A 10,393-nucleotide genomic window follows, 5' to 3' on the forward strand; every position below is an offset into this window, starting at 1 on the left:
TGGACTCGTTGTTTTGAACGTTGGACTCGCGACCGAATTGGGGGCGCGAGCGGGGGGTTAGGCGGAGCCGGGGTCGGAGGTTTGCGGGCCGGCTGCGGTGACGTCGTCGAGGCGGTACTTGCGGGCCGACTCCACGACCTTCGACTGGTCGACCTCGCCGCGCCGGGCCAAAGCGGCCAGGACGGCGACGGTNGTTTGCGGGCCGGCTGCGGTGACGTCGTCGAGGCGGTACTTGCGGGCCGACTCCACGACCTTCGACTGGTCGACCTCGCCGCGCCGGGCCAAAGCGGCCAGGACGGCGACGGTGATCGACTCGGCGTCGACGAGGAAGTGCCTTCGGGCGGCCGGGCGGGTGTCGGAGAAGCCGAACCCGTCGGTGCCCAGGGTGGTCATGTCGGCCGGCACCCACGGGCGGATCAGGTCCGGCACCGCGCTCATCCAGTCCGACACCGCGATCACGGGGCCGGGGCTGTCCTTGAGCACCGACGTCACGTACGGCACCCGCGGCTCGGCCTCGGGGTGCAGCATGTTGTGCCGCTCGATGTCGACCGCCTCGCGCCGCAGCTCCGACCACGACGTGGCCGACCAGACGTCGACCTGCACGCCCCACTCCTCGGCCAGCATCTGCTGGGCCTTGACCGCCCACGGCATCGCCACGCCGGAGGCGAGGACCTGCGCGCGCGGACCTGAGCCCTCGGGCGCGTCCAGGTACCGGTAGAGCCCCCGCAGCAGGCCCTCGACGTCGAGGTTCTCCGGCTCCGCGGGCTGCTGGTACGGGTCGTTGTAGACGGTCAGGTAGTAGAAGATGTCCTCCGCCTGCTCGCCGTACATCCGCCGCAGGCCGTCCTTGACGATGTGCGCGATCTCATACGACCAGCCCGCGTCGTAGGACACCGCCGCCGGGTTGGTCGCCGCGAGCAGCAGCGAGTGCCCGTCGTTGTGCTGCAGGCCCTCCCCGGTCAGCGTCGTGCGTCCCGCGGTGGCGCCGAGGACGAAGCCGCGGGCCATCTGGTCCGCCGCCGCCCACAGGCCGTCGCCGGTGCGCTGGAAGCCGAACATCGAGTAGAAGATGTAGATCGGGATCATCGGCTCGCCATGCGTGGCGTACGACGTGCCCACGGCGGTGAACGACGCGGTCGAGCCTGCCTCGTTGATGCCCTCGTGCAGGATCTGGCCCGACTCGCTTTCCTTGTAGGACAGCATGAGCGAGGCGTCCACCGAGGTGTAGAGCTGACCCTGGTGGTTGTAGATCTTCTGGGTCGGGAACATCGAGTCCATGCCGAACGTGCGGGCCTCGTCCGGGATGATCGGCACGATCCGCGCGCCGATCTCCTTGTCCTTTGCCAGGTCGCGCACCAGCCGGACGAACGCCTGCGTGGTGGCGACGTCCTGCTTGCCGGAGCCGCGCCGGATCACGTCGTAGACCTGGTCGCCGGGAAGCACCAGCGCCTTGGCCTTCGAGCGGCGCTCGGGCAGGTAGCCACCGAGCTGGCGACGGCGTTCCTGCAGGTACTGGATCTCGGGCGAGTCCTGGCCCGGGTGGTAGTAAGGCGGCAGGTACGGGTCCTTCTCCAGCTCCGCGTCCTCGATCGGGATGCGCAGCGTGTCCCGGAACTGCTTGAGGTCGTCCAGGGTCATCTTCTTCATCTGGTGCGTCGCGTTGCGCGCCTCGAAGTGCGGACCGAGGTTGTAGCCCTTGATCGTCTTGGCCAGGATCACCGTCGGCTGGCCGTGGTGCTCGGTGGCCGCCTGGTAGGCCGCGAAGACCTTGCGGTAGTCGTGGCCGCCGCGCTTGAGGTTCCAGATCTCCTGGTCGGTCATCGGGTCGACCAGCGCCTTGGTGCGCGGGTCGCGGCCGAAGAAGTGCTCGCGGACGAACGCGCCGTCGTTGGCCTTGTACGTCTGGTAGTCGCCGTCGGGGGTCTGGTTCATCAGGTTGACCAGGGCGCCGTCGCGGTCGGCGTGCAGCAGCGAGTCCCACTCGCGGCCCCAGATGACCTTGATGACGTTCCAGCCCGCGCCGCGGAAGTAGGACTCCAGCTCCTGGATGATCTTGCCGTTGCCGCGGACCGGGCCGTCGAGCCGCTGCAGGTTGCAGTTGATCACGAAGGTCAGGTTGTCGAGGCCCTCGTTGGCCGCGACGTGGATCAGGCCGCGCGACTCGGGCTCGTCCATCTCGCCGTCGCCGAGGAACGCCCACACGCGCTGGTCGGAGGTGTCCTTGATGCCGCGGGCGTGCAGGTAGCGGTTGAAACGGGCTTGATAGATGGCGTTCATCGGGCCGAGGCCCATGGAGACGGTCGGGAACTCCCAGAAGTCGGGCATCAGCCGCGGGTGCGGGTACGACGGCAGGCCGCCGCCGGGGCCCGCGTGCGAGAGCTCCTGGCGGAACCCGTCGAGCTGCTCGGTCGAGAGCCTGCCCTCGAGGAACGCGCGGGCGTAGATGCCGGGGGAGGCGTGGCCCTGGACGTAGATGTGGTCGCCGCCGCCGGGGTGGTCCTTGCCGCGGAAGAACCAGTTGAAGCCGACCTCATAGAGGGCCGCTGAGGAGGCGTACGTCGAAATGTGACCACCGACACCCACGCCCGGCCGCTGCGCGCGGTGCACGGTCATCGCCGCGTTCCACCGAACCCACGCCCGGTAGCGGCGCTCGACCTCCTCGTCGCCGGGGAACCACGGCTCGCGGTCGGTCGGGATGGTGTTGACGTAGTCCGTGCTCGTGAGCGACGGGACGCCGACGTGGCTCTCACGGGCGCGCTCGAGCAGCCGCAGCATCAGGTACCGGGCACGCTGCTGCCCGCCGCCCTTGAGCGCGGCGTCGAACGACTCCAGCCATTCCGACGTCTCCTCCGGATCGATGTCCGGCAGATGCGCCGCGAGCCCGTCGCGGATCACGCGCACGCGCTCGGGAGTGCCTGGGTTGCTGTTCTGGGTTGGCAACTCGAGCTCCAGCCTGCTTCGAAGGTGTATATAAATCGCGCGCGCGTTAACGCGCGCGAGGGGACACTCTGCCATGTTCGTCTGAATCGACGCCGCCGTCATCGTTACTGGTCAGTACGGGTGCCAGGACACTCCTCAGAGCAGGCACGGAGACCTCTTTGCGGCGTGTCGAGGACTCCACGGTTGCGCTGGTGGGCACACTCAGTGTTCGCTATCGCCTAACCGAACAGGCGTTACGCGGTCGGACAGGCCAAGATGGGCCCTGATGACCGTGCGAAATCAACTGGAGGAGTGACACCGTGGTGGCCGCGGGAGACACCGGCAATGCCGGCGTCGCCGACAAACTGGGGATCGAAGAAGGCACCGTTGTCCAGGAGATCGGCTGGGACGAGGACGTAGACGACGATCTCCGTGCCGCCATCGAGGAGCGAATTGGCTCCGATCTCCTCGATGAGGACGCCGACGATGTCGTCGACGTCGTTCTGCTGTGGTGGCGCGAGGACGACGGCGATCTTGTCGACGCCCTCATGGACGCCATCGGCCCGCTCGCCGAGAACGGCGTGATCTGGGTATTGACCCCGAAGACGGGCCGCGACGGACACGTCGAGCCCAGCGACATCGCCGAGGCGGTGCCGACCGCGGGACTCGCACAGACCTCCAGCATCAGCGTCGGACCCGACTGGTCCGGCACGAGGCTGGTGTCGCCCAAGTCGGTCAAAGCCAAGCGCTGACCTCGTGCGACCGGGAGGCCCCTGATTCAGGGGCCTCCCGGTCCACGAGGTGGACATCACGGTGCCGTCGCGGGCCGGTGGCCTAGGGTTGGAACCACACGCACGATTGGCGGGCGCCCACGCGCGCCCCAATTCGCAGGAGGATGCCGGGTCATGGCAGTCGCGGTCGGGTCGAAGGCTCCGGATTTCACGCTCAACGACTACAACAAGCAGCCGGTGAAGCTGTCGGACTTCCAGGGTTCCAAGAACGTCCTGCTGGTGTTCTACCCGTTCGCCTTCAGCGGCATCTGCACCGGTGAGCTCTGCCAGGTCCGTGACGAGCTGTCGACCTACACCGACAGCGACGTTCAGGTCATCGGCGTCTCCGTCGACACCCCGTTCAGCCTCAAGGCCTGGGCCGAGCAGGAGGGCTACACCTTCCCGCTGCTGTCCGACTTCTGGCCCCACGGCGCCGTCGCCACGGAGTACGGCGTGTTCAACGAGGCCGCGGGCCTCGCGAACCGCGGCACGTTCCTCATCGACACCGAGGGCGTCGTCCAGTTCGCCGAGATCAACGCCCCGGGCGAAGCCCGCGACCAGGACGCCTGGAAGAAGGCCGTCTCGTCGCTCAAGGGTTAAGTTCTTCCACGACCGGTGCCTCTTCGAGGCACCGGCGTGCGGGCGCATAGCTCAGCGGGAGAGCACTCGGTTTACACCCGAGCGGTCGCAGGTTCGAATCCTGCTGCGCCCACCTCGCACCCCCTACTGGAACCCTTGGCCAACCAAGCGCCAGCCTGTAGGGACACTAAGAGAGCCCGTACCAGCACCTCCTGCCGCCAGGATCGGGGTGCTTTCGGCTGTTCGTGGTTCGTCGGCACCTGCCGTATCCAGTGCGGCACCAGCACCCTGATGTAGGGCCTGCAACTCGGCGAACGGCTCTTTGAGCCGATAGGTCACAGTCAGCTCGCCGTCATGCTCTTCTATGTAGAGCACCTCGAACAGAGCCTGGTTCAACAGGCGACGTTGTTCGTCGGAGCAGCGCAGGTATAGCCCCTGCGGGTCGCCGAGCAGTTCCAGGCACAGGTCGACGAGAGCTGCTGCCTCCGCTGAGGTCTTCGAAGGTTTCACCCAAGCGGGCGGCCAAACGGTCCCGCTGCTGGGCGATCGCGTGGAGCTTGTCCCGGATCTTGCCCCGGGGCAACAACCGGTCGGCGGCCAAGTCGATGAGGTTGGGCTCCTTGACCTCGAGCGCCTTGAGTTGGGCGGTGAGCTGTCGGTGGAGCAGGCGGGCCGACGCACTCTGGTGTCGATGGTTTCCCTGACGTGCTCGCGCATCTCCCCGATGAAGGTCTCATCGAAGCGCACGGTGGCGTAGTGCTGCTCGATGACCTCCTCCACCCGTTCAGTCCCAAGATAGGGCAGCTCGCAGAGGTGGTCGTAGCGTCCGGAGCAGAAGAAGTACTTGTACGTGGTGTCGTGGCGATTGGTGGCGTGCTGGAGAATCAGACGGTGTTGTTCCCCCAGTGGTGCTAGCGGCGGTTTACCGCTAGCACCACTGGGGTCAGAACACTCCTGTCAGAAGAATGTCGCGAATTGCTCGACCTGGCGGTGACGCAGGCCAGTGCTCACCGGTAGTCCCGCCCCTCAATGTCGTGGTGGCTTCGTCGGCACTTCGGCCGGTTCACTGCGTTGAGCAGCACCGCGGAGTTGACCCACTCCACTCCAGTGAGATCGAGCCCTGGGATTCGGCCGACGTAGGTCTCAGCCTGCCGACGCATCGTGTCCGGGCTCGGCCCGCCAGCCCAGATGCACGTCATGTGGTTGGCACGGAAGTTGTGGCGGAACAAGACCACCACGCTGAAGTCCATGCTCAGCAAGATGGACAGCCGGTGGAAGCCGCGTTTGGTGGGTGTCGAGTTGGTCGCGCCGACCTGCTTGGGATCGGACACTGCTCACCGTTCCAGCTCGTAATGGCCACGTTCTGCGCGCTGGAGGAGTTCGCAGGGAAGGACGACAGTCGGCCAGTCGTCATCGGGTGGTGTAGCCACCAGGCCGTGAGGATCGGTGTCGGCCTCGGTCCAGTGCAGCCGAACGCCACGGCCTTCTCGAACGGCGTCCTCCAGCAGCTCGGCCACCGACACGGGCTGACGTCCGAAGGTGTCATCCAGGTCGTGGCGGTTCTCGGGCCTGGCGTGCTTCACGGCGAACCTCACGGCAATTTGGTCTCGCTGCTTTTCGCGGTAGGAATCCCGCCCCAGCCAGTCGACGAACGCAGCCAGCAGCAAAACCACGGGTAGATAGGCGGCGGTGGCGACCCACATCGGCATGTGGTTCACCGCTCGTCACCCGGCTTCGCGTCCGGCACCCGATGGGCGGCTCGTGCGATGAGGTCGAGGCCGACTTCGACCAGGGCGGAGCCCAGGTTCGATTCGGTGATTGCCGGAATGGCTTCGCCGTCGTCGCTGCGCGCCGCGATGACGCTTTCCAAGTAGGCGCGGAGCGCTTGGTTGACGTCGTTGAGGTCGAGCAGTAGTTGCTTGTAATGCTTGAGGGGAGTCGGCGCGGTCATCGCGTCGCCCCGGCTGCTCGCCTCCGACCGAGCCTGTTCACCAACCGGATGACGAACACCGTGGCGGCAAGGACTTCCAGCCCTACCAACAGGATCACCGCGACCACTGTGCCTGTCCTCGGCGGAGCTTCTTGGCGATCTCCGGTAGTTCGCCGTCGCGCAACCAGACAGCGGCGCCGGTGCGCCGAATCTGGTTGACCAAGGCCGCCACCACATCCGGGCGATACGACAGGTGGTCCCTGTTCAGCAGCACGGCCGCGGCGGCATCTGGCATGGCCAGCGCTTGCACCAAGCCGCAGAAGCCGATGCGATCTTCGACGTCGAGCAGCGAGCCGACGTCGGAGTAGACAGCACCCAGGTGCCAGCCTTCGCTGACACACCACAGCTCGATCTGTTCTTTGGCCTCAGCAAAGCGTTCTGGCTGCTCACGGACGTTGTGAACATAGCCATAGACCAAGGGGTATGGGGTGCGAGATCTCATGACTGCTCCTTGCACTCGGTCGGCAGTACCGGGTGCTGCTTGGCCGCTTGGCGTACCTTGCGCAGGCCGCGTTCCGCAGCCCGGACGGGTGGAACATCCCAGTCCGACGTCACGATGACGGCTGCGCGGCTCAGGGCGCTGAGTTCGGGAATGGTGACGTCGACGGTCAGGGCGACCAACCGATCGGCGGACTTGCTGTTCGCCTTATCCCTGCTCGTCACGCCTACACCGCCTGGTGGCGTTCAACGGTCACGGAACTGTTCACGTGGAGGCAAGATCGGCGACGGGTCGGGGCACCACCATCGCCGAACTTGCTGGTCTTTGTGGCCGCCCGCCGGTACGTCGGTGTGATCACCAGCGGCCGAGAATATGATCGTTTCGATGGCGGAAAGTGCCTGCTCACTGGCCCTCCGGTGCGTTGCCGCCTGGCCTGCCCAGGCCGTACGCTGCCTATGGAAGGGCCTGTAGCCAGTCAGGCACAGGGCGTTATGACTGGCGGTTTGCGGGCAAAATCCGTGCATTGCGGCCCCTGGCCTGCGTCCCGCACGCGATGCCCCAAGAAGGAGGGAACGCGGTGGCGAAACGACCGCGCTTGGCTGCGCGGCGAAAGTCGCTCGGGTTCAGCCAGGAAGCACTCGCCGAGCGGTTGGGCGTCGACACGTCGACCGTCCGCCGATGGGAGCTCGGCATTTCGAATCCGCAGCCCTGGCTCCGGCCGAAGATTGCGCGACATCTGCAAGTCGAAGGTGATCAGTTGGACGAGCTGCTAGCCGATGTACCGGCCAGTGCTCCTCGTGATACTGATGACGATATGAAGCGCCGGACCGTTATACAAGCTGCGCTCGGCCTCGGCATCGCGTCCACCGCGGGCGCTTGGCCTGCTCGCGGAGCAGTCGATCCGGCGGTCATGGACAACTTCGCGCAGCTCCGAAGCTCGCTTGTCACTGCCGATAGCTTGCTCGGCCCCGGCCGTCTAATACGGTCGGCGGCTGAGCAGGTCGAGAATATTGCTGGCCTGTACGAGCGGATCGCGCCGCGTGGCCGGTCACGGTTGTTCGAGATTGGGGCGTTGTTCGCCGAGTTCTGCGGCTGGCTGGCTGACGATCTTGGTGACTTGGCGACGGGTGCAGCTTGGTCAAACCGGGCGTTGGAGTGGGCACTCGCATCTGGTAGCGCCAACGTCGCGGCTTACGTCCTCATGCGCATGAGCCAGCAAGCGCAGCTCACCCAGGAACGAGCGCGAATTACCATGCTTGCTGACGCGGCCATTCGATATGAGCCTCAGGTAGCCAGCCCAACGGTGAAGGCCGCCATTTACCAGCAAGCTGCTCACGCTAGCGCTCTTGATGGCCAAGAGCGTGACGCGCTCGCTCGTCTTGACCACGCCCAAGAACTCGCCGCATCACCCGCGCAGCAGCACGATCCGCACGCTTTGGGAAGCTACTGCACGACGCACTACGTCACCGTTCAGCGCGCGGCGATCTACAGCACGCTCGGCGATCATCAGCGGGCCTTGGACGAGTACGACGCGATCATGCTGGAGTGGCCGAACGCTTTCCACCGCGAGCGTGGCCTGCACCTGGCTCGTCGGACGGTGGTCGCAGCCAGAGCTGGTCAGCTCGACGCGGCCGTGGCGAGCGGCACCGAAGCACTGGATATCGCTAGGAACACTCAATCTGAACGGACACGGCGTGAGCTGGCGACGAGTGTCTCGATCATGGAACCCTGGCGAACGCAAAGCAGCGTTCGAGACTTCATTGAAGCGGTTACGGCCATGGGAGGCGAGCGATCGTGCTGAGCGTTGACGACCTGGTGGGGCGGAACGAGTGGGACGACGTCATCACTAGGTACGGGCGCCCGTTCGTCGTTTACAAGTTCGCCGCCACGCTCGACGGCAGGATTGCAGCCGAGGACGGCACCAGTCAGTGGATCACCAGCGCCGAGAGCCGAGCCGAGGTGCATCTACTGCGGGCGGGCTGTCACGCCACGGTGGTTGGCTCAGGAACGCAGCAAGCAGATAACCCGAACCTGGCCGTGCGCGGCAACGATGATCCGCGGCTTGACCTTTCCATCGTTGAGGACCCCAAGAAGCAGCCGCTTCGTGTGATCGTTGACAGCAACGCCAGGACCCCCGCCGACGCCAAGGTCTGCAACGACGCTGCACCTACGCTTGTCGTCGTGGCTGAGGATGCCGACGCCTCGCACCTGGAGAACGTGGTCGACGTGCTGCGCGTCAAGCGCGCAGATAAAGGACTCGACCTGCCCGCAGTGCTGCGGGGTCTGCTGGAACGTGACGTGCGCGCCGTCTTTCTCGAAGGCGGCCCCACTCTGGCAGGGAGCTTCATCGCCCAGAAGCTCGTGGATCGGGTGGTGAACTATGTGGCACCCGCACTCCTCGGTTCAGGCAAAAGTGGGCTTGAGGATGCTGGCATCCGCACCATTACTGACATCCTCCGCCTAGAGCTGGTCGACGTGGCACGGTCAGGGTCGGATGTGCGATTGGTTGCACGCCCGATGCGGTGATTCACCACGAAGCCATTACCAGATATTCAAGCGTTGAGCAATGGACCTAGCGTTAGGATTTGCCGGTTCCTCGGCCCCGGGCGGCGTCCAGTGGATCTCTATGACTTGGCTTGCAGTTGTGTTCTTGGGGTTTCTCGATTCGGGTTCGCCAGCCCGGCCTTGTCGCTATTGGCCGGGGCGCCTTGGCAAGTTCAGTTCGTTATGCACGTCCAAGAGTAGGCATAATCGGGATCCCAGGTAAAAGCAAGCGATCCTGGCTACGACGCCTTGCAGGCCGCGCTTATCTGGTCACGGGTCAAACGGGGGCTATCTGCCGAACCGCAGGTCCAGTTGTAGGCTTGCCCCGGCCCATGAAGAATCCGTCCCGCGATGGAATGAGCCTCTACTTGTCCGGGAATCCACGCATCCGCAGAATAGCCTGCGAGTGGGCAAGCATCCTCCATACGTGGTAGCCCGGTCTGCTTCACCGGCGAGTCGGCAGGCAATGAAGTTTCGCCCGGACGTTGTGGAGTTTGGGTACCCAGGTCGGATAATGGGAAAGCCTGTACGGTCGGCTGCTGACGACTACTATCAGGTATGAATTGAGTTCCTTTATCGTCGGCCCGGATGCTGCTGGTGGCAATGAGCGCAAAATCGCTATAGGCGCTGATTGCTCCTGCCGCTAGACTCAGGATGCTGACAACAAGAGCGCCGATCGCCCAACGGTTGGGATGCTTCGACAGTCGTCATATCAGATACGCGAGAATCGCGAGGACAACGAAGATCATCGCGATCACGAGTTTGCGGCCTGTAAGGAAGCTCCTAGACAACTATGTCGGACCACCTCATAGCGATGTTACGTATGACTCCATCGGCTTTCCTTGATCATTTGAAGCAGTAGGCGGAACTCCCGAAACTGACCAGGCTGAACCTGGGCCTGCCGCCCACGACGCACCACATCGTCGATGCCGCCTGGTGGGTACCGAGAGTTGACTCGAAATAGGCCATCACACCCGTCGACGGTGGCGGGCGATCGCAAGATCTTCGCCAGTGTTCAGAAGCGAGCTATCGCCGCCCAAAGTTCTTAGCCCGCTGAGCGCGCTTCCTGGCCCCAGTCCCGTTCATTCTCCACGCCGCCATCTGGATGCTCACGTTGTAGTGAGCCCTTTTCATCCTGCGGTGGTCTCGTAG

At 64.9% G+C, this 10,393-nt stretch carries 11 protein-coding genes and 1 tRNA gene; 5 read left to right on the top strand and 7 right to left on the bottom strand.

The genetic code is table 11. The features are described 5' to 3' along the window. Window positions 1-57: 57 nt before the first annotated feature. Window positions 58-2,940: a pyruvate dehydrogenase (acetyl-transferring), homodimeric type gene (gene aceE, locus GPZ80_RS31245; protein WP_246477666.1), complete on the bottom strand. Its 2,883-nt coding sequence runs from the start codon at window positions 2,938-2,940 to the stop codon at window positions 58-60. Between the two features lie 299 nt (window positions 2,941-3,239). On the opposite strand from aceE, the gene GPZ80_RS31250 reads away from it, so the two are divergent. From GPZ80_RS31250 to GPZ80_RS31260, 3 genes are all read left to right on the top strand, one after another. After that, window positions 3,240-3,671: a DUF3052 domain-containing protein gene (locus GPZ80_RS31250; protein WP_091371858.1), complete on the top strand. Its 432-nt coding sequence runs from the start codon at window positions 3,240-3,242 to the stop codon at window positions 3,669-3,671. A gap of 153 nt (window positions 3,672-3,824) precedes the next feature. After that, the gene (locus tag GPZ80_RS31255) at window positions 3,825-4,289 is read left to right on the top strand and encodes a peroxiredoxin (protein WP_091371855.1); all 465 of its coding nucleotides are present in this window, start codon (window positions 3,825-3,827) and stop codon (window positions 4,287-4,289) included. A gap of 40 nt (window positions 4,290-4,329) precedes the next feature. Next, a tRNA-Val gene (locus tag GPZ80_RS31260) sits at window positions 4,330-4,401 on the top strand. Between the two features lie 11 nt (window positions 4,402-4,412). Here the strand turns inward: GPZ80_RS31260 and GPZ80_RS31265 are convergent. From GPZ80_RS31265 to GPZ80_RS31290, 6 genes are all read right to left on the bottom strand, one after another. Then, complete coding sequence (locus GPZ80_RS31265) at window positions 4,413-4,778, bottom strand: hypothetical protein (RefSeq protein ID WP_187224705.1); 366 nt, start codon at window positions 4,776-4,778, stop codon at window positions 4,413-4,415. Between the two features lie 497 nt (window positions 4,779-5,275). After that, complete coding sequence (locus GPZ80_RS31270; protein ID WP_187224706.1) at window positions 5,276-5,599, bottom strand: hypothetical protein; 324 nt, start codon at window positions 5,597-5,599, stop codon at window positions 5,276-5,278. Window positions 5,600-5,602: 3 nt separating this feature from the next. Then, window positions 5,603-5,977: a hypothetical protein gene (locus GPZ80_RS31275; RefSeq protein ID WP_187224707.1), complete on the bottom strand. Its 375-nt coding sequence runs from the start codon at window positions 5,975-5,977 to the stop codon at window positions 5,603-5,605. 5 nt (window positions 5,978-5,982) lie between these two features. Beyond that, window positions 5,983-6,219, bottom strand: coding sequence for a hypothetical protein (locus GPZ80_RS31280; RefSeq protein WP_187224708.1), 237 nt, complete (start codon window positions 6,217-6,219; stop codon window positions 5,983-5,985). Window positions 6,220-6,313: 94 nt separating this feature from the next. Continuing rightward, complete coding sequence (locus tag GPZ80_RS31285) at window positions 6,314-6,700, bottom strand: hypothetical protein (protein ID WP_187224709.1); 387 nt, start codon at window positions 6,698-6,700, stop codon at window positions 6,314-6,316. Then, a complete protein-coding gene (locus tag GPZ80_RS31290) occupies window positions 6,697-6,921 on the bottom strand; it encodes a hypothetical protein (RefSeq protein WP_187224710.1) in 225 nt (74 codons plus the stop codon). Before GPZ80_RS31290 ends, GPZ80_RS31285 begins: the two co-directional genes overlap by 4 nt. A 353-nt stretch (window positions 6,922-7,274) precedes the next feature. On the opposite strand from GPZ80_RS31290, the gene GPZ80_RS31295 reads away from it, so the two are divergent. Beyond that, a complete protein-coding gene (locus GPZ80_RS31295; RefSeq protein ID WP_187224711.1) occupies window positions 7,275-8,498 on the top strand; it encodes a helix-turn-helix domain-containing protein in 1,224 nt (407 codons plus the stop codon). Continuing rightward, window positions 8,492-9,223 carry a bifunctional diaminohydroxyphosphoribosylaminopyrimidine deaminase/5-amino-6-(5-phosphoribosylamino)uracil reductase RibD gene (gene ribD / locus GPZ80_RS31300; protein ID WP_312880679.1) on the top strand — a complete coding sequence of 244 codons (732 nt, stop codon included), beginning with the start codon at window positions 8,492-8,494 and terminating at the stop codon, window positions 9,221-9,223. The genes GPZ80_RS31295 and ribD overlap by 7 nt, the downstream gene beginning before the upstream one ends. Window positions 9,224-10,393: the final 1,170 nt, after the last annotated feature.

The organism is Actinokineospora xionganensis (genome assembly GCF_014323725.1).
In the GTDB taxonomy this organism is placed as follows: Bacteria; Actinomycetota; Actinomycetes; order Mycobacteriales; family Pseudonocardiaceae; genus Actinokineospora; species Actinokineospora xionganensis.

Excerpts from the sequence above, each read along its gene's own strand:
- GPZ80_RS31255 (WP_091371855.1), top strand. The coding sequence starts at position 3,825 with ATGGCAGTCGCGGTCGGGTCGAAGGCTCCGGATTTCACGCTCAACGAC.
- GPZ80_RS31275 (WP_187224707.1), bottom strand. The coding sequence starts at position 5,977 with ATGCCGATGTGGGTCGCCACCGCCGCCTATCTACCCGTGGTTTTGCTG.
- GPZ80_RS31280 (WP_187224708.1), bottom strand. The coding sequence starts at position 6,219 with ATGACCGCGCCGACTCCCCTCAAGCATTACAAGCAACTACTGCTCGAC.
- GPZ80_RS31285 (WP_187224709.1), bottom strand. The coding sequence starts at position 6,700 with ATGAGATCTCGCACCCCATACCCCTTGGTCTATGGCTATGTTCACAAC.